The 377-nt window shown below is 70.6% G+C and carries 1 pseudogene; it reads right to left on the bottom strand.

What is annotated here, in order from left to right:
* Window positions 1-377 (bottom strand): annotated as a pseudogene (locus RM423_RS25110) (hypothetical protein); the annotation flags it as partial.

Raw genomic sequence — 377 nt, 5'->3', positions numbered from 1 at the left:
GACTTTCCATTCAGGGTCCAACGCCACGCTGACGTCGGGGTCGAGCAGGAACGGTTGCAATGCCTGGACCTGGGGCAGGAACTCCCCGCCGCCGGGTTGGATGTCGAGGATCAGCAGCATCCGGTGCGCATGTGCCACCGCGAGATACGCCGCGATCTGGGTATCGGTCACGGGGCGGGAGTAGGTGCCCTCCGGGCCGGGTGCGTCCTGGGCGACGCTTGCCAGTAGTTCCATCGCCGGCTGCACCGGCCGGCCGAAGCCGGCGAAGGCGGCGGCTTGGGCTGCCACTGCTGCCGCGGCCTGCTCCGGTGTTCCCGCCCCCAACACCCCCAGCCCTGGACCGTCGGGGCCGCCGTAGAAAGCGACCACCCGCAGCC

The organism is Jatrophihabitans lederbergiae (assembly GCF_031845305.1).
Classification (GTDB): Bacteria; Actinomycetota; Actinomycetes; order Mycobacteriales; family Jatrophihabitantaceae; genus Jatrophihabitans_A; species Jatrophihabitans_A lederbergiae.
Note: the sequence above shows the minus strand (reverse complement) of the source record. Positions and strands in the feature narration are given on the sequence as shown.